The sequence below is a fragment of the Glycomyces harbinensis genome (assembly GCF_900101745.1).
In the GTDB taxonomy this organism is placed as follows: Bacteria; Actinomycetota; Actinomycetes; order Mycobacteriales; family Micromonosporaceae; genus Glycomyces; species Glycomyces harbinensis.
In genome coordinates this window covers 173840-190532 of the sequence record NZ_FNAD01000012.1, presented here as the reverse complement: position 1 = coordinate 190532, position 16693 = coordinate 173840, and the positions used below count along the sequence as shown (strand labels likewise).

The 16693-nt window shown below is 71.0% G+C and carries 13 protein-coding genes; 8 read left to right on the top strand and 5 right to left on the bottom strand.

Annotation, left to right across the window (positions count from 1 at the left end; translation table 11 throughout):
* Positions 1 to 918: 918 nt before the first annotated feature.
* From BLQ63_RS19150 to BLQ63_RS19135, 4 genes are all read left to right on the top strand, one after another.
* Complete coding sequence (locus BLQ63_RS19150; RefSeq protein WP_091038838.1) at positions 919 to 1785, top strand: serine hydrolase; 867 nt, start codon at positions 919 to 921, stop codon at positions 1783 to 1785.
* A gap of 104 nt (positions 1786 to 1889) precedes the next feature.
* Complete coding sequence (locus tag BLQ63_RS19145) at positions 1890 to 2534, top strand: LysE family translocator (protein WP_091038835.1); 645 nt, start codon at positions 1890 to 1892, stop codon at positions 2532 to 2534.
* Between the two features lie 111 nt (positions 2535 to 2645).
* Positions 2646 to 3608 (top strand): ATP-binding cassette domain-containing protein, encoded by a 963-nt coding sequence (locus BLQ63_RS19140; protein ID WP_091038832.1) that lies wholly within the window; start codon positions 2646 to 2648, stop codon positions 3606 to 3608.
* Positions 3605 to 4402, top strand: coding sequence for an ABC transporter permease (locus BLQ63_RS19135; protein ID WP_091038830.1), 798 nt, complete (start codon positions 3605 to 3607; stop codon positions 4400 to 4402). The genes BLQ63_RS19140 and BLQ63_RS19135 overlap by 4 nt, the downstream gene beginning before the upstream one ends.
* Here BLQ63_RS19135 and BLQ63_RS19130 read toward each other — a convergent pair.
* On the bottom strand, positions 4392 to 7262 hold the full coding sequence (locus BLQ63_RS19130) for an AfsR/SARP family transcriptional regulator (RefSeq protein WP_091038828.1): 2871 nt from the start codon (positions 7260 to 7262) through the stop codon (positions 4392 to 4394). The two genes, BLQ63_RS19135 and BLQ63_RS19130, sit on opposite strands and share 11 nt — an antisense overlap.
* A 290-nt stretch (positions 7263 to 7552) precedes the next feature.
* Here BLQ63_RS19130 and BLQ63_RS19125 point away from each other — a divergent pair, with 290 nt between their 5' ends.
* Positions 7553 to 8041 carry an Imm1 family immunity protein gene (locus tag BLQ63_RS19125; RefSeq protein ID WP_177155013.1) on the top strand — a complete coding sequence of 163 codons (489 nt, stop codon included), beginning with the start codon at positions 7553 to 7555 and terminating at the stop codon, positions 8039 to 8041.
* Between the two features lie 158 nt (positions 8042 to 8199).
* Positions 8200 to 8748 carry a GNAT family N-acetyltransferase gene (locus BLQ63_RS19120; RefSeq protein ID WP_091038823.1) on the top strand — a complete coding sequence of 183 codons (549 nt, stop codon included), beginning with the start codon at positions 8200 to 8202 and terminating at the stop codon, positions 8746 to 8748.
* Between the two features lie 204 nt (positions 8749 to 8952).
* On the opposite strand, the gene xylA is transcribed toward BLQ63_RS19120, so the two are convergent.
* From xylA to BLQ63_RS19105, 3 genes are read right to left on the bottom strand one after another with little or no spacing between them, the layout of a single operon-like run.
* Positions 8953 to 10125, bottom strand: a complete 1173-nt coding sequence (gene xylA, locus BLQ63_RS19115) for a xylose isomerase (protein ID WP_091038821.1) — start codon at positions 10123 to 10125, stop codon at positions 8953 to 8955.
* A gap of 14 nt (positions 10126 to 10139) precedes the next feature.
* Positions 10140 to 11531 (bottom strand): xylulokinase, encoded by a 1392-nt coding sequence (gene xylB / locus BLQ63_RS19110; RefSeq protein WP_091038819.1) that lies wholly within the window; start codon positions 11529 to 11531, stop codon positions 10140 to 10142.
* Positions 11532 to 13826: a TIM-barrel domain-containing protein gene (locus BLQ63_RS19105; protein ID WP_091038816.1), complete on the bottom strand. Its 2295-nt coding sequence runs from the start codon at positions 13824 to 13826 to the stop codon at positions 11532 to 11534.
* Positions 13827 to 14055: 229 nt separating this feature from the next.
* On the opposite strand from BLQ63_RS19105, the gene BLQ63_RS19100 reads away from it, so the two are divergent.
* Positions 14056 to 14526, top strand: coding sequence for a Dps family protein (locus tag BLQ63_RS19100; protein WP_091038814.1), 471 nt, complete (start codon positions 14056 to 14058; stop codon positions 14524 to 14526).
* A 68-nt stretch (positions 14527 to 14594) separates the two neighbouring features.
* On the opposite strand, the gene BLQ63_RS19095 is transcribed toward BLQ63_RS19100, so the two are convergent.
* Positions 14595 to 16016 carry an endo-1,4-beta-xylanase gene (locus tag BLQ63_RS19095; RefSeq protein ID WP_091038810.1) on the bottom strand — a complete coding sequence of 474 codons (1422 nt, stop codon included), beginning with the start codon at positions 16014 to 16016 and terminating at the stop codon, positions 14595 to 14597.
* Positions 16017 to 16249: 233 nt separating this feature from the next.
* Here BLQ63_RS19095 and BLQ63_RS19090 point away from each other — a divergent pair, with 233 nt between their 5' ends.
* A complete protein-coding gene (locus BLQ63_RS19090) occupies positions 16250 to 16675 on the top strand; it encodes a hypothetical protein (RefSeq protein WP_091038807.1) in 426 nt (141 codons plus the stop codon).
* Positions 16676 to 16693 lie beyond the last annotated feature (18 nt).

The window sequence follows — 16693 nt, the reverse complement described above, 5'->3', positions numbered from 1 at the left end:
GGTGTTGGTCGGGACTGTCGGGGTGCGCGTGGATCGGGCGCAGATGCCAACCGGTCGTGATCATCGCAGGTGGCGCTTCAGAGGGCCTTTGCCTACGGTATGTGCCTCGTTAAAAACACCAGCCTCCCGGCGCTCGAGGTGATCCCGGCCGAAAGGGCACCCCCACCCAGTCCGGCCGCCTTGACCGGATAGCTGCGAGGTCCCGATAGCACTCCGAGGGCGACCACACACCAACCCCAGTTCAATGGAGTAGCAGTGTCGGGGCTCCATACAGAGGAACGGCTCTCGGCCAGAGGCTTGGCGTAGTCTGCATGCACCGGCCGCCGCCTGTATGAATCCCTTACCCTTGTGCGTACCTCAATTCTCTCTCGCACAGACACCACCCGCAACACCCACACGGGTACAGAACACTCGCATTCACCCGCCACTCCCCTTGCACCGCAACCAGACTCGACCTCACCGGCATCGCCGGTCCGGACGCCGCGCCTCGGCAGCCCCTGACCCGCCCCGGACACCGGCCCACGCCCCACCTCCTCGTCGCCGCCCGCCCGAACACCCACCAAGACGGCGCCCGGACTAGCGACGCACCCCGCACCGACCCCAACCCTTCGTCGCCGCCCGCCCGAACCCCAACTACGACGACGCCCTAATCAGCAATGCACCCCGACCCACCCACCACCACTCCGTCGCCGCCCGCTCTGACCCCGACCGAGACGACGCCCGGATCAGCAATGCACCCACCACCCACCACTCCGTCGCCGCCCTTTAAGAGCCGGGCCCACCCACGCCTCCCACGCCTCACCACCACCCCGCCGACCGGCCCCCGCCGAAAGTCCTGACTCGACGGCCCTGGCCCGCCGATTGCTAGACTCCCGACTGCCTCAAGCGGCTCTCCCTACGCCGGAAATCGGGTCCCGCATGCCTCATCGGTTCAGCGCCGCCTTCGGCCGGAAGTCGCTCACGGCGGTCGCCGTCGCCACGGTCGCGATCTTCTCGCTCACGATCGGCATCCTCGCCGCGCTGCCCGAACCGAGAGCGAACATCCAATTCCCGCTGACTCCGGGCCAGCGCAGCGAACTGGACCCCCGGCTGGCCGCCGCGGGCCTCCTCGAAGAAGCCGGCCTCGCCGGCGAGTTCAGCGTCGTCCTCTACGACTCGGCCGAGGACCGGTACCTGCTCAGCCACCGTCCCGACGACGTCCACTTCAGCATGTCGGTCTCGAAGATCCTCATCGCCGTCGGCGCGCTCCGCAGCGGGGCCGACCCGTCCACAGTGGCTGGAATGATCTCCAGGAGCGACGATTCGATCGCCAACGAGCTGTGGGGCGTCGTAGGGGGTCCGGCCGTCATCGAGGATCTGGTGAAGGAGATGGGGCTCGAGCACACCGCGCCCTCCCCGGACTGGGGGCGCTGGGGCGACGTGTCGATCTCCGCCTCGGACGTGGTGCGGATGTACGAGTTCCTCCTCGCCGAACTCCCCGAGGACGACCGCACCGTCATCGTCGACGCGATGGCCGCGACCACGGAGCTCGGAGCCGACGGCACCGACCAGACCTTCGGAATCCCCACCGCCGCGGACGGCCTCGACTGGGCGGTCAAACAGGGCTGGGGCTGCTGCAAACCCGACCGGTTCCTCGTCTCGACCGGCACCATCGGCTCGGACCGCCGCTACATCGCGGCGATCTTCGGCGCCTGGGACGAGCACGAGGTCGGCGAAGTGCAGGCCGCCAGGGAGATGACCGCCGTGGCCGAACTCCTCGTCGGAGCCCTTCCGGAGCCGCCCTGAGCAGGCGGGGCGGACCTTTCGCCCGCAGTCCCAGCGGGCCGGAAGCGCGTTGCCGCGCGGCGGCCGCGGCGGTAGGTTCCTACGGAGACGGAAGCGGAGCGCACATGATCACAGCAGGAGCGGCGGCCGGCATCGCGCTGGTCGCCTTGGGCATGGTCCTCACCCCCGGGCCGAACATGGTCTACCTGGTCTCCCGCAGCCTGTCCCAGGGCCGCCGGGCCGGACTGGTCTCGCTGCTGGGCACCGTGACCGGCTTCGTCGTCTTCATGACCCTGGCGAACCTGGGTCTGGCCGTGGTGTTCGTGGCCGTCCCCTGGCTCTACATCGGCCTCAAGGCCGCAGGGGCCGCGTACCTGCTCTTCCTGGCGTGGCAGACCCTCCGCCCGGGAGGCGTGGGGCTGTTCGAGGCCCGGGACCTGCCGCGCGACTCGGCGGGGCGGCTGTTCCGGATGGGGCTGCTGACGAACCTGCTCAACCCCAAGGCCGCCGTCATGTACCTGGCGCTCATCCCCCAGTTCATCTCGCCCGAGCTCGGGCACGTCGCCGCGCAGGGGTTCGCGCTCGGCGCGATCCAGATCGCGGTGAGCTTCGCCGTCAACGGGGCGATCGTGTTCGCCGCCGCGGGGGTCGCGTCGTTCCTCGGCAGGCGGCCCTCCTGGGTGAGGTGGCAGCGGCGCGTCACGGGCGGCCTTCTCGCGGCGGTGGGCGTCCGCCTCGCGATCGACGCGCCCGCGAGGGCGGCCGCCTGACCTTGCGCGGCCCTTTCACGCCCGTGCGGCGGTGAAAGCGCGCTGCAAGCGGGGTGAAAGGCGAGGGGCGCAGCCTGGTCGTACAGAAAGCGAACCAGAGAGGCACCCCCTATGAAGTACGCCATCGAAGTGCGAGGGCTGGTGAAGTCCTTCGGCGAGGTCCGCGCCCTGGACGGCATCGACCTCGGCGTCGCCCCGGGCACGGTCATGGGCCTGCTCGGCCCCAACGGCGCGGGCAAGACCACGGCCGTCCGCGTCCTGTCCACCCTCACCGTCCCCGATGCGGGGACCGCCCGCGTGCTCGGGCTGGACGTGGTCGCCCAGGCCGCGCAGGTGCGCGAGCGCCTGAGCCTCACCGGCCAGTACGCCGGGCTCGACGACGGGCTCACCGGCGAGCAGAACCTCGTGCTCATCGCCCGGCTCCTCGGGGCCTCGCGGTCGCAGGCCAAGGCCCGCGCGCACGAGCTGATCGAGCGGTTCGACCTGGCCCACGCGGCCTCGCGGCCCGTCGCGGGCTACTCCGGCGGGATGCGCCGCCGGCTCGACCTGGCCGCGTCGATCGTGCGCAGGCCCGAGGTCCTGGTCCTGGACGAGCCGACCACCGGGCTGGACCCCAACAGCCGCAACGGGTTGTGGGAGGTCGTGCGGGAGCTGGTCGCCGAGGGCACCACCGTCCTGCTGACCACCCAGTACCTGGAGGAGGCCGACCAGCTGGCCGACTCGATCGCGGTGGTCGACTCCGGCCGGGTCATCGCCTCGGGCACGCCCTCGCAGCTCAAGCAGACCGTGGGCGGCCTCGTGCTGCGGCTGCGGCCCGTCCGGCCCGACGCGCTCGCGCAGCTGCGCGACCTCGCCGACTGGACCATCGGCGCGAGCGTCCGCGAGGAGGACGCGACCCTGTTCGTGCCCGTGGCCCACGCCGGGGAGGCCACCGCCCTCATGTCCCGGGTGTCGCAGGCCGGCGTCGACCTGGCCGCGTTCGGCCTCGACGAGCCGACGCTCGACGAGGTGTTCCTGACCCTGACCGGGCACCGCACCGGCACCGACGAGAAGAAGACGGAGGTGCCGGCATGACCACCGAGACCGTGACCGCCTGGACGACCCGGCGCGGGGCGTTCGCCCAGGCCGCGTCGATGACCGCGCGCTCGCTCGTGTCGATCCGCAACCAGCCCGCGCAGCTGGTCGAGTTCGTCATGATCCCACTCATGATCCTCTTGTCGGTCACCTTCTTCATGGGCGGCCAGATGATGGGGTCCTGGCAGGCGTTCCTCGACTACGCGGGGCCCTCGATCATCGCCATGGGCCTGTTCTTCGCGATCACCGCGACCGGTCTGGGCCTGTTCGGGGACCTGAAGTCGGGCGTGTTCGACCGGCTCACCGCGATGCCGGTCTCGCGCTTCGCGCTGCTGGCCGGGCGGGTCGCGGCCGACATGGTCAAGCACGCGTGGTCGCTGCTCATCGTCGGCGGCGTCGCCTTCGCGATCGGCTACCGGGCCGACGGCGGAGTCGCGGGGGTCGCGGGCGCGGCGGGCGTCATGCTCCTGTTCCTGTTCGCGTGCTCCTGGACGATGGTGCTGGTGGGCCTCACCGCCAAGTCCGAGGAGCAGATCCAGACCTGGATGATCAGCCTGCTCATGCCGCTGGCCTACACGTCCACGATCTTCGTCCAGAAGGACACGCTGCCCGAGCCGGTGCAGTGGTGGGCGACGGTGAACCCGCTGACGTCCATGGCCGACTCGATGCGGGTCTTCCTCGACGGCGGGACGCCCGGCGGTGAGCTGCTGGCGCTCCTGGGCTGGTGCGCGGCCCTGTTCGCGGTGTTCGTGCCGCTGTCGCTGCGGGCCTACCGCCGCAAGCTCACGAGCTGAAGGGCCAGTTGCTGCCGCTGACCATGCCGGCGGCCCGGATCTCCAGATCCGGGTCGCCGAGTTCGCGCGCCACGACCGCGAGCTGGCGGTACAGCTGCACCGAGACCTCGGAGAAGGAGAGGAAGCGGGGCAGGCCGATCTCGGCGGACAGCAGCTCGTCGCGGGCCTCGACGAGCCTGCCGAGGCGGCGCATGCAGATCGAGGCGGACACCCGGGCGGCGATGACGTTCTCGGTGTTGCCGATCCGCTTGGCGCGCTCCTCGACCACGCGCATCCGGCCCAGTTCGGCGGCGGGGTCGTCGCCGTGCTCGGCGTCGAGGCGCCACAGGCTCTCGGCGATGACCGAGTCGGCGAGGTCGGCCCCGAACTCGGCTTCGGCCGCTATGGCGCGCAACAGCATTCGGCGCGCTTCCCGGTAGTCCCCCGCGGCCATCCGGTCCCCCGCCAGGCCCTGGAGGGAGAGGATCAGCCCGAACCGCTCGCCGAGGCGCTCGAAGATCGCGTTCGACTCGGCCAGTTCGGCGGAGGCGAGCTCCTTGCGGCCCGCCCGGAGCGAGAAGTCGGAGACGAACATGAGCGCGATGCCCCGCACCCAGGCGTCCTCGGGGCGGACCAGCGACTCCAGGATCGAGCGCAGGCGCGTCTCGTCCCCCGCGAGCAGGGCCCGGATGATCGGCACCATCTGCGCCACCGGCTCGGCCACGCTGACCTGGTCGCGCTCGATGAGGATCTCGGCCTCGGCGAACCCCGCGTCGACCTCGGTGGGGTCGAGCTGGCCCGACCACATGCCCCAACTGCCGGCCATCGCGACCTTCGCGCGGTAGATCGAGGCGACGGGCCCTTCCATGGCGCGCACCTGCCGGGCCAGCTCCTGCCCTTCGAGGCGGTAGCCGCGCATCCACCAGTACCAGGAGAGCGGGGCGATCGCGCGGTGGGCGAGGGGGGCGTCGCCGGCCGCGATCATGCGGCGGACGGCGGCGGTGAGGTTCCCGTGGTCGAGCGCGAGGCGGTCGAGCCATTCGACCTGCTCGGCCCGCATCAGGTGCGGCTCGGCGGCTTCGCCCACTGCGGCGAAGTACTCGGCATGGCGCGCATAGTAGTCGCCGGTCTCGCCGGACTCGGCCAGCCGGGCGGCGGCGTACTCGCGGACGGTCTCCAGCAGCCGGTACCGGCCGCCGGGAAGACGCTGCACGAGGGACTTGTCGACCAGGCCGGTGATCTGGTCGGCGGTCGCCGAGCAGACCTCGCAGGCCGCGTCGAGGTCGGCGCCGCCGTTGAAGACCGACATGCGGGCGAGGACGCGCCGCTCGGCGGGGTCGAGCAGGTCCCAGCTCCAGTCCACGACCGCGCGGAGGGTCCGCTGTCGCGGTTCGGCGGTGCGGGGGCCGCGCCCGAGCAGGCCGAAGCGGTCGTCCAGGCGGGCGGCGAGGTCGTCGAGACTCATGCCGCGCAGGCGCGCGGCCGCGAGTTCGACCGCGAGCGGCAGTCCGTCGAGCGCGGTGCAGACCTGAACGACCGTGGGCGCGTTCGCCTCGTCCACGGTGAAGTCCGGGTCGCTCTGGCGAGCGCGCTCCTCGAACAGGCGGATCGCCGCGTGCGAGCGCAGGTCCGCGAGGGGCGCGTCCGGTTCGGGCAGCGGGAGCGGGCCGACGCCGAAGACGGCCTCGCCGGTGATGCCCAGCGCCTCGCGGCTGGTGGCGAGCACCCGCAGGCCCGGGACCTGCGCGAGGAGCTGCGCCAGGAGCGCGGCGGCGTCCTCGATGAGGTGCTCGCAGTTGTCGACGGCGAGCACCGTGTCGCGGCCCCACAGGGCCTCGACCAGTCGCGCCATCGGGTCCTCGTTGCGGCGCGAGAGGATCGACTCGCCCAGGCCGAGCGTGTCGAGCACGATCTCGGGGAGCCGGGACGGGTCGGCCACGGGCGCCAGTTCGACCAGGTGCACCGCGTGCCCGTCGGCGGCGAGGCGGTGGGCGGCCTCGATCGCCAGGCGGGTCTTGCCGGTGCCGCCGGGGCCGGTGAGCGTTACCAGCCGGTTGGCCTTGAGCAGCGCCGCGAGGGCTTCCAGCTCGGACTCGCGGCCGATGCAGGCGGTGAGGGGACGCGGCAGGCGGCTGGACTTCGCGGCGGTCGACGCCTCCACGCCGCGCAGCACGTCGAGATGGGCGGCGGCGAGGCCCGCGGACGGGTCGACGCCGAGCTCGTCGGCGAGCCGCGCCCGCACCGACTCGTAGACCGACAGCGCCTCGGCCTGGCGTCCGGAGGCGGCGAGGGCCCGCATGTAGCGGGCCGCGTCCGCTTCGGCGAGCGGGTCGGCGGCGTGGCGCGCCGCCAGCTCGCCGAGGACGGCCTCGGCGCCGTCCAGGCGCAGCCGCGCGTCCAGGTGGAGCGCGGCGACCGCCTCGCGGCGCACCGACAGCCGCACGAGGGCGGTCCCGGCGAACGGGGCGTGGTCGAGGTCGGCCAGCGCCGGCCCGCGCCAGAGCGCCAGAGCGGCCTCGGCGTGGTCGCGGACGGCCGCGGGCGAGTCCTCTCTGGAGGCCGCTTCGGCGCGGGCGGCCGCCTGCTCGAATTCGGCCGCGTCGGTGGTCGCGCCGGTGAGGCGGTAACCGCCTGTGCCGCTTTCGATGTGCGCGCCGCCGAGGAGGCGGCGCAGGCGCGACAGCTGGGTGTGGAGGGCGCCGGTGGCGTTGGCGGGCGCGTCGTCGGGCCAGAGGGCGTCGATGAGGGCCGCGGCGGTGACGTTCCGGCCGGGTTCGAGGGCGAGCCTGGCCAGGAGGGCGCGCTGGCGGCCGGCGGGGACGGCGATCTCGCCTCCCGCGTCGTCCCGCACCAGCAACGGTCCCAGCAGTTCCACTCGCATGGGTCTATCTTGCCGCGCTTGGGTGCCGGGGGGAGAGCCGGTCCGGATCGGCGGCGCGGGCCTCCTGAGTGGAATCTGCGAGTTGCATGAACAGGTTGTCACGGCACATCAGTGCGTTTCTGTCAACTTCCCGACTGATCGGCCATACGGCGCGATGGCGCACGTACTGTCGTTGACAAACCCCCCGACAACACTGAGGTGCGGTGTCCTCCATGGCGATTCGGCTCGATTTCCAACACGATTCCCAGCTTCGCGCATCCGCCTCGCTCGACCCGGAAGGAGCACCGCCCATGAGCGCTGGCCCCGCGGGCGCCCATGTGTCCGGACATTGCGCCGAGTTCAGGCTCCACACCAGGGACAACGGGAAGCAGGTGCTGCTGGCCTCCGATCCCGACGGCGTCGCCGCGGCGGTCGCGACGATCGTCGCCGCCGACCTGGCGCAGGTGCCGACGGCGCTGGTGCGCGATCGTCCTGGGTACGACCCGGGCGGGCGCCCCGACCACGGGCTCAAGATCGTCATCGACCGCGAGACCGAGGTCGGCGCCCTGTCGTACTACGGTCCGGGCGGCGAGGACTACGGGCCGGGCGCCTGGGTGACCTTCTCGAACGACCTCCTGGCGCCCGGGATCCGGCTCTACCGCGACATGGACACGGCCAGCGTGTTCCCTACCGACGCGCACATCGCGCTGAGCACGCTCGCGCGCGCGGTGGAGGACTTCCGGGCCACGGGCGGATTGCGCCCGGCGATCTGCATGTGGCGCCCGAGCACGGTGTGGTGACGGTCCGTACCTTCGGCGAAGCCTGCGAGCCGTCGATTCACGGCCTCGGCGAAGCTTGCGAGCCGTCAATTCACGGCCTCGGTGAAGCTTGCGAGCCGTCAATTCACACTGCGAGATCGCGCTGGGATTCGGGCGGGGCCGCTGGATAGGCTTCGGCCATGAGCACCGCTGACCTGGTCGCCGTCCGCTTCGCCGAGTCCTCGGACGCGGCGCCGGTGGCCGCGATCGTCAACCACTACATCGCGCACAGCACCGCGAACTTCCGGACCGAGCCGCAGTCGGCGGCCGAGTGGGAGCGCGACATCGACGTGTACGGCGACCGATTCCCCTGGCTCGCCGCCGTCTATGAGGACGAGGTCGTCGGCCTCGCCTACGCGAAGCCGTGGAACGCCCGGCAGGCCTACGACTGGACCGCCGAGGCCACCGTCTACGTCGCGGACGGCCAGCGCGGCCGGCGGGTCGGCTCGACGCTGTACCGCGAACTCCTCAAGCACCTGGAGGCGCAGGGCTTCCGCAGCGTCATGGCCCAGGTGACGAGCCCGAACCCCGGCAGCGAGGCGCTGCACGCGGCGTTCGGCTTCGAGCTGGTCGGCACCATCAAGGCCGCGGGGTACAAGCACGGCGAGTGGCACGACGTCGGCATCTGGCAGAAGACGCTGGCCGAACTGGCCGACCCGCCCGAGCCGACGGTGCCCGCGGACCGCTGAAGCAGGGTCCCGGGGGTTCCAATGGAACTCTGATGGTTCTCCCGGTGAACGCGTCAGGTCGCGGCTTAGTGTTCTGTCCAAGGGGAGATCGAATCCTCCTGAGGGTGACACGAAGCCGCAAGGCGAGTCGATCCAACTGATGGGTGTGGGGTGTAATCGGGCCCGGAGCGAACGCTCCGGGCCCGATTCGTGTTCGCGAAGGCTCTAGCGCACGCCGTAGAGGTGCTCCAGGGCGAGCTGGTCGAGCCGCTCGAAGGCCATGCCCTTGGCGGCGAGGCCCTCGACGTCGACCTGGACGTCCTTGAGGTCGGCCCAGGTCTCGCCCTCGGCGAGGGTGGGGACCGCGAGCTGGTCGACGCGGGCGTCCTTGATCGCCTGCTGGACCTCGGGGTCGGCGCGGAAGGCGCGGACCTTCTCGCGCAGGATCACGTAGTTGCGCATGCAGGCGGCGGCCGAGACCCACACGCCGTTGTCGTCCTCGGTGCGCGGGGGCTTGAAGTCGAAGTGGATCGGGCCGGTGTACTGGCCCTTGGCGATGCCCTCTTCGACCGCGTCGACGGTCCAGAACGCGCCGCCGACGTTCCCGGCGCCGAAGCGCAGGTCCTGGTCGTAGCGCGGACCGGTCTGGCCGTTGAGGTCGATGTGGTAGAGCTTGCCGTGCCACAGCGCCTGGCGGATGCCGGCGGCGTAGTCGAGCCCGGCCATCTCCTCGTGTCCGATCTCGGGGTTGATGCCCACGAGTTCGGGGCGCTCGAGTTCGTTGATGAACGCGAGGGCGTGGCCGAGGGTCGGCAGCAGGATGTTGCCGCGCGGCTCGTTCGGCTTGGGCTCGATCGCGAAGCGGATGTTGTAGCCCTGCTCGGTGACGTAGTCGCCGAGGGTGTCGAAGGCTTCCTTCATGCGGGCCATGGCGGACTGGACGTCCTTGGAGCCGCCGGATTCGGCGCCTTCGCGCCCGCCCCAGGCGACGTAGACCTCGGCGCCGAGTTCGGCGGCGAGGTCGATGTTGCGCATGACCTTGCCGATCGCGAAGCGGCGCACGTCGCGGTCGTTGTGGGTGAAGCCGCCGTCCTTGAAGATCGGGTGGCCGAACAGGTTGGTGGTGGCGGTGGTGACCTTGAGGCCGGTCTCGTCGAGGGCCTTGCGGAACGCGCCGATCTTGGCGTCGCGCTCGGACTCGGAGTCCTCGAACGCGAACACGTCGTTGTCGTGGAAGTTGACGCCGTAGGCGCCGATCTCGGCGAGCTTGCGGACGGCGCGGTCGGCGCTCATCGCGGCGCGCGTGGTCGAGCCGAACACGTCCTGAGCCGCCCAGCCGACCGTCCAAATGCCGAATGAGAACTTGTCCTCGGGCACCGGTGCGTATTTGTCGGTCATGTTCAGTCCTTTTCTCATCGGTGGCTTGCCCAGGGAGCGGTCTCGTCCCGGAGCGTCGAGTACTGCTCGGAGACGGCGGCGACGGCACTGCCGTGGTACCGCGCCGGCTCTCCGACATTCCACTGCGGCGGGGTGTCCCGGCCCGAGAGTGCCCAGGCGGCCTGCTTGGCGGCCCCGAGGGCCACGTATTCGGCGGCCGGGGGGACTTCCACGTCGACGCCGAAGACGCCGGGGGCGGTCCGGCGGACGGCTTCGGAGGCGGCGGCGCCGCCGATCAGGAGGACGCGGGCGGCGTCGAGGCCCTGCGCGGCGAGGGCGGCGAGCCCGTCGGCCTGGGCCGAGAGCATGCCTTCGACGGCGGCGCGGGCGAGGTCGGCGCGGGTGGCGCCGGTGGTGAGCCCGGAGAGGACCCCGGTCGCGTTCGGCCGGTTGGGGGTCCGTTCACCGTCGAGGTAGGGCAGGAGGGTGAGGCCTCCGGCGCCGGGTGCGGCGGCGAGTGCGAGGGCGTCGAACTCGGCGTGGTCGACGCCGAGGAGCCCGCGGAGGGTGTCGAGGACGCGGGCGGCGTTGAGGGTGCACACCAGCGGCAGGTAGCGGCCGGTGGCGTCGGCGAAGCCGGCCACGAGCCCGGTGGGGTCGGCGGCGGGCACGTCGGAGACACCGAAGACGGTGCCGGAGGTGCCGAGGGAGACCACGACGTCGCCGGGGCCCAGTCCCAGTCCGAGTGCGGCGCCGGCGTTGTCGCCGGTGCCGGGTGCGACCATCGCGCCCCGCGGGGTGCGGCCGACGATCTCGTTCGGGGCGGCGACGCGCGGGAGGGCGAGGCGGCGGCCGAAGGCCTGGACGAGCCGGTCGGGGACGTACTCGCCCGTGGCGGCCGACCAGTATCCGGTGCCGGAGGCGTCGGAGCGGTCGGTGGTGGCCTCGGATGCGGTCGCGCCGCGCAGCTTCATCGTGAGCCAGTCGTGCGGGAGCATGACCGAAACGGTTTTGGCGGCGTTCTCGGGCTCGTGCTCGGCGAGCCAGGCGAGTTTGGTGACGGTGAAGGAGGCGGCGAGGACCAGGCCGGTGTCGGCGGCCCAGGCGTCGGCGCCGCTCTCGGCGGTGAGGCGCTCGGCCTGCGGGGCCGAGCGGGTGTCGTTCCACAGGAGGGCGTCGCGGACGACCTCGTCGTGCTCGTCGAGGGCGACCATGCCGTGCTGCTGGCCGGAGACGCTGACGGCCTCCGCCTGCTCCAGGAGGCCTTTGCCGGCCTCTTGGAGGGCCTCCCACCACGCCTCGGGCGGACACTCGGTGCCCTCGGGGTGGGAGGCCCTGCCGGAGTCGACGATCTCGCCGGTCTCGGCGTGTACTAGGACTACTTTCGTCGACTGGGTGGAGGAGTCGACTCCGGCGACAAGGCTCATCTATTTACGCTCCAGCTCGACCTTCGCAGGTTTGCCGACAACATCGATGACGCTCACATTAACGACGTCCGCGGGACCGGTCGAAACCAGGGTAACAGTTTCCGAAACAGTTTCCACGGCGATGGTCGTATCGCCGTCGACGTCGGAGATCACGACCCCTTCGGCCGGCGCGCCCCACACCTCGAGGGTGATGGACGCGAACGGCTCGTCGCCGATGGTCGCCCCGGGCTCGACGCGCGGGATGATCGCGCCGTAGCGCACGAAGACCGGGAAGGTCTCCAGGCCGTGCTTGGTGTCGATGTAGCGCCCGCCCTCGTGGACCTCCTTGGTCCAGAAGTCGATCCACCGCCCGATGGGCAGGTAGACGCGCCGCTCCCCCGACGGGTCGTTGACCGGGGCCACGAGCAGGTCGGTGCCGAGCCGGAACTCCTGGTCGGCCGTCCACGAGACCGGGTCGGCCGGGTCGTCGACGTTGAGCGCGCGCAGCACCGGCTCGCCGGTGCGCGAGGCGCGGACCGCCGCGGAGTACAGGTACGGCGCGAGCGAGTAGCGCAGCTTCAGGGACTCGACCGCGAGGCGCTCGGCCTCCTCGGAGAACTCCCACGGCTCGCGGGTGGTCGTGCCGTGGTAGCGCAGCAGCGGCGACAGGGCGCCGAACTGGGCCCAGCGGATGTACAGGTCGTCCTCGGGGGTGCCGTTGAAGCCGCCGGTGTCGTGCGACCAGAACGGGACGCCCGACAGGCCGTGCGAGAGGCCGCCGCGGATGGTGCCGCCGAGGCCGGCCCAGGTGGTCTGGACGTCGCCCGACCACTGCGCGGAGTGGCGCTGCCCGCCCAGGAACGACGAGCGCGCCCAGACGAGGTCGTGCCCGTTGACCTCGCGGGTCACCTCGCACACCGCGTCGTTGTACATCAGGGTGTACACGTTGTGCAGTTCGGTGCCCGTCATGCCGTTGTGCGCCACCGCGTCGGCGGGCACGCCCTCGGCGAAGTCGGTCTTGTACAGGGCCGCGCCGGCCTGGAGCGGGCCGCGCAGCAGGTCCTTCCACCACGCGGTCGCGTCGGGATTGGTGAAGTCGACGATGCCGCTGGCCTGGTGCGAGCCGTGCCAGACGTCGGCCACGTAGGTCTCGCCCTTGGCGTTCTTGAGGAAGTAGCCGCGCTCGTCGCCCTCGGCGAAGACCGGGGACTTGTGGGAGATGTAGGAGTTCATCCACAGGCAGACCTTGAAGCCCTGCTCGGCGAGGGTCGCCAGCATCCCCTCGGGGTCGGGGAAGTTCTCGCGGTCCCACTGCATGTCCGACCAGTGCGGCTCGTGCTGCCAGAACGTGTCCAGGTGGAGCACGTCGCAGGGGATGCCGCGCTCGCGGATCTTCTTGGCGCGGTCCAGGACCCGCTCCTCGGTGTCCACGAAGAAGCCCGAGGAGATCCAGGTGCCGAAGGCCCACTTGGGGGGCAGCGCCGGGCGGGAGGTGAGGCCGTCGAAGCGGTCGAGGACCTCGACGGGGGTGCCGCCGAGCACGAAGTACTCGAGGGCGTTGTCGGGCACGATGAACTCGACGGCCGCGTGGGTCTGCTGGGCCATGTCGAACTCGACGGGCGCGCCGGAGTTCACCAGGACGCCGTAGCCGCGGTCGGAGAGGTAGAACGGCACGTTCTTGTAGGCGCGGATGGACTCCGAGCCGAACGCGTCGAAGTTCCACATCAGGGGGCGCTGGCCGCGCGCGTTCAGGGGCGCGAAGCGCTCGCCGAAGCCGGCGTAGGCCTCGTCGGGTGCGGCCGTGAAGGACTCGTGGTAGGCCACGGGCTGTCCGTCGACGATGGAGCGGCCGAACGGGAGGGTCCGCAGGCGGCCGGAGATGTCCTGCTCGCCGGGGTTCTGGGAGACGAGGGTCCTCCCGGCGGCGTCGGTGTAGCGCAGGGTCCAGGCGTCGAGGGTCGCGACGGCGCGGACGGCGCCGGCGTCGACCGTGACGGTGCCGCCGTCGACCGTCACCTTGGCGCCGTCGAAGACGCCGGCGTGGACCATCTCCAGGGCCTGCTCGGCGGCCGGCCGGGCCGCCGGGTCCGCCGACAGGCGGGCGCGGACGACGCCGTCTGCGACGGCCGCGAGGCCCACGTACAGCACCTCGTCGGCGCTCGTCACGGCCTTGAGCAGGACTGAGGAGGGGCCGGTCTCGACGACCTCGGCGCGCGTGACGGCCGACAGGCCCTGCTCGCCAGGTGCGCGCTGGGGCAGCTCCGGGGGGTCGGCCACGAAGAATTCGCGGGCGACCAGCGGCGGGCGGTAAGGCATTCGTTTGCTCCTGCCTGTTCAGGGTGCGGAAGGCGTGGTGCGGGCCTGAGGGCGGCACGACGTTCATTAGTTTATCGACTAATCCAACAAATTGCGACCGGGGAGGAGCACTCTCCGCGGTCCGTCCGAGGGCCGCCCGAGTGGTCGAGTTTCGCTCCGCGCGAGTCGGGGAAGACTACTCTGGTCCTGTCACTGCCGGATCTGACAACTTCAATGCGAGGTAACGCTTATGTCGACCGTCCGCTCCAGCCTCACCGACGAGAACCGCGACACCACCGCCACGGCCCTCCAGGGCGCCCTGGTCGACCTCATCGACCTGTCGCTGGTGGGCAAGCAGGCGCATTGGAACGTCTACGGCAAGAACTTCCGCTCGCTGCACCTCCAGCTCGACGAGATCGTCGTCTCGGCGCGCAACGCCGCCGACCTCGTCGCGGAGCGGGCCATCGCCATCGGCGTGAGCGCCGACGGGCGCGCCGCCACGGTGGCGGAGACTTCCTCGGTCCCCAAGATCCACGACGGGACCATCTCCGACAACGAGGTCGTGACGCTCATGATCGACGCCTACACCGCGGTCATCACCAACATGCGCGAGCGCATCTCGGCCACCGAGTCGGCCGACCCGGTCACCCAGGACCTCCTCATCGGCATCACCGCCGAACTCGAGAAGCAGAGCTGGATGTTCCAGGCCGAACTGGGCTAGACGAACTTCGCGGCCGGGCCGCAGCGGTGAAGCGCTGCGGCCCGGCCTCTTTCTGCGAAGAGTCGGGTCTATGCGGGCGTGCAGGTCACGGTCGGCACCGATGCGGTGGAGCCGTCGGCCTTGGTGATGTTGAAGCCGAACGTGGTCGTCTGCCCCGCGGCCACGGTGCCGTTGTAACCGGCGTTCGTGCCGGTCACGGTCGCACCCGTGAGGGTCCCCTGGACGCTCCAGGCGTTGGAGATCCGCTCCGAGCCCGGCCAGGTCCACGTCACCCTCCAGCCGGTCAGGGCCTGGTTGGCCCGCACCGTCGCCGAATAGGTCGCCCCGGTGTTCCAGGGGCTCTGGACCGACAGCGTCGCGGTGCAGCCCGAGCCCGTGGGGGGCGGGGTGGTGGTGACCGGGTCGGAGGTGGGGGGCTCGCCGGTGCCGTCGCCGCCCAGGGCGTCCAGCACCGAGTCGTACGCCGACTTCTTCGAGAAGTCGTCGTTGTACAGCAGCGGCGCGCCCTCGCCCGGGAAGACGCCCGGGACCCAGGAGTCGCCGTCGCGCAGGCCCCAGACGGTGACGCCGGAGCAGTCGGCCAGCTCGGCGCACAGGCTGACGACGCGCTCGTAGTCCTGGGCCTGGCGGGCCAGCTCGCTGCTGTCGGCGGGCATGGTGATGCGGATGTCGAGCTCGGTGATGCGGACCTTCAGGCCCAGGTCGACGAAGCGCTGGAGGTTCGACTCCATCGTGGAGGGGACCTGGCCGAGGATGAGGTGCGACTGGAAGCCGACGCCGTCGAGCAGGTTCTGGTTGACCAGGCCCTGCGCGATCGTGTAGATGCGGTCGGACTTGGCGTTGTCGGCCTCGATCGAGTAGTCGTTGATGTAGAGGTCGGCGTTCGGGTCGGCCGCGCGGGCGGTCTGGAACGCGGTGGTGATGTACCCCTCGCCCATGGCGCGCAGCCAGAAGGAGTCGCGCATGGCGCCGTTGCTGTCGCTGACGACCTCGTTCACCACGTCCCAGGAGTCGACCCGGCCCTCGTAGCGGTTGGCGACGGTGTTGATGTGCTCGACCATGGCCGCCTGCATCGCGGTGCCGGAGAGGTTCTGCACCCACTGGGGGGTCTGCTGGTGCCACACGAAGGTGTGGCCGTGGACGGTCTGGTCGTTGTCCTCGGCGAAGTTCACGATCGCGTCGGCCTGGGTGAAGGTGTACTGGCCGTCGCTGGGCTCGGTCGCGTCCCACTTCATCGCGTTCTCGGCGGTGAGGGAGTTGAACTCGGTGGCGACGATGTTGCGGTAGGTCGCGTTGTTCTGGAGCTGGTCGTAGGAGACGGCGACGCCGATGTCCTTGCCGAGCTCGTCGGCGGCCCCGCGGAGGGTGGTCTGCGCGCTGGCGAACTGGGTGGAGAGTCCGAGTCCGAGCGCGGCGGTCGCGACGGTGACGACTCCCGCGATCAGGGCCCGCCGGCGCTGTCTTGAATGGTGCGGTCGGGAAAGCAGCACGAATTGCTCCTCAGGGTGGTGCCGCGCCGTGAGGGAACGAGGCTGTTCGAAGGAAAGGGCCCGCGGTGGAGCGGAGCGCTCCCAGCGAGGTTAGGCCAGCCTAGCGGGTACATAGATATTGGTCAATACTGCGGCGGCGGTTCCGGGGCGGCGCGAGCGGCGGCCGGAAAATAATCGTCATTACGACGAGAATAATACTCGTCAATATGACGATAATTTGGTATCGTGCGGAGATGGAACCCCTTCGAACCAGACCCGCTTACCATCATCCGATCCCCTGGCAGGTCGTCGCCGCACTCGTGCTCATCGGCGCCTCCGTCTGCTCCCTGACGTATCTCGCCGCGCTCATGTGGGCCGACTTCCGCTCGCCGACCGAGGAGGCGGTGCTCTGGCCCCTCGTGGCGACCGCCGCGGCCGCGGCCGCCCAGGTCGCCGTGGCCGTGTGCATCGCCGCGCGCATGAACTGGGCGCGGATCATCGGATTCGGCACGTGCATGCTCACCGGGGTCGTCGCCTTCGCCAGCGGCCTCGCCGCCGGCCTCGACGTGCCGTCCTACACCGGCATCGGCATCGGCCTCGTCCTGTTCTTCCTGCTGCGCAGCGAGAAAGCGAAGAGGCACACCTACAAGGGAGGCGGCGCGAGCTGGCCCGAAGACTGAGGAGGGCGGGTCCGGAGT

Bases quoted from the DNA above. Each gene is read 5' to 3' on its own strand.
- BLQ63_RS19150 (WP_091038838.1), top strand. From the start codon at position 919: ATGCCTCATCGGTTCAGCGCCGCCTTCGGCCGGAAGTCGCTCACGGCG.
- BLQ63_RS19145 (WP_091038835.1), top strand. From the start codon at position 1,890: ATGATCACAGCAGGAGCGGCGGCCGGCATCGCGCTGGTCGCCTTGGGC.
- BLQ63_RS19140 (WP_091038832.1), top strand. From the start codon at position 2,646: ATGAAGTACGCCATCGAAGTGCGAGGGCTGGTGAAGTCCTTCGGCGAG.
- BLQ63_RS19135 (WP_091038830.1), top strand. From the start codon at position 3,605: ATGACCACCGAGACCGTGACCGCCTGGACGACCCGGCGCGGGGCGTTC.
- BLQ63_RS19130 (WP_091038828.1), bottom strand. From the start codon at position 7,262: ATGCGAGTGGAACTGCTGGGACCGTTGCTGGTGCGGGACGACGCGGGA.
- BLQ63_RS19125 (WP_177155013.1), top strand. From the start codon at position 7,553: ATGAGCGCTGGCCCCGCGGGCGCCCATGTGTCCGGACATTGCGCCGAG.
- BLQ63_RS19120 (WP_091038823.1), top strand. From the start codon at position 8,200: ATGAGCACCGCTGACCTGGTCGCCGTCCGCTTCGCCGAGTCCTCGGAC.
- xylA (WP_091038821.1), bottom strand. From the start codon at position 10,125: ATGACCGACAAATACGCACCGGTGCCCGAGGACAAGTTCTCATTCGGC.
- xylB (WP_091038819.1), bottom strand. From the start codon at position 11,531: ATGAGCCTTGTCGCCGGAGTCGACTCCTCCACCCAGTCGACGAAAGTA.
- BLQ63_RS19105 (WP_091038816.1), bottom strand. From the start codon at position 13,826: ATGCCTTACCGCCCGCCGCTGGTCGCCCGCGAATTCTTCGTGGCCGAC.
- BLQ63_RS19100 (WP_091038814.1), top strand. From the start codon at position 14,056: ATGTCGACCGTCCGCTCCAGCCTCACCGACGAGAACCGCGACACCACC.
- BLQ63_RS19090 (WP_091038807.1), top strand. From the start codon at position 16,250: ATGGAACCCCTTCGAACCAGACCCGCTTACCATCATCCGATCCCCTGG.